The organism is Sporolactobacillus shoreicorticis (assembly GCF_024125445.1).
In the GTDB taxonomy this organism is placed as follows: Bacteria; Bacillota; Bacilli; order Bacillales; family Sporolactobacillaceae; genus Sporolactobacillus; species Sporolactobacillus shoreicorticis.
Map to the genome: position 1 here is coordinate 1 of NZ_JAMXWM010000110.1, position 281 is coordinate 281.

At 40.6% G+C, this 281-nt stretch carries 1 protein-coding gene; it reads left to right on the forward strand.

Annotated features, from left to right (window positions below):
* The first annotated feature begins 45 nt into the window (after window positions 1-45).
* Entirely contained in the window at window positions 46-219 is a 174-nt protein-coding gene (locus NIE88_RS22235; protein WP_253065755.1) for a YjfB family protein, read from the forward strand.
* Window positions 220-281: the final 62 nt, after the last annotated feature.

Sequence of the window (281 nt, forward strand, 5' to 3'; positions counted from 1 at the left end):
AATTTAAGTTTTACACCGATATAAATAATTAGGGAGGTGATTTTCATGGACGTTGCATCTGCATCTATTGGCTATCATCAGGCTTTACTTAGCCAAGATGTAAGCCTTGCCGTAACCAAATTGGCTCTAAACAGTGCGCAACAAAGCGGTGCCCAATTGGTTGAAACACTTCAGGCTTCAGATCCGAATTTAGGGAATATCATTGACCTAAAGGCATAAGGATCGGAAAAATGTATCCCGTTTGGGGTGCGTTTTTTCTACCATCACCATTTCTTTTCCTT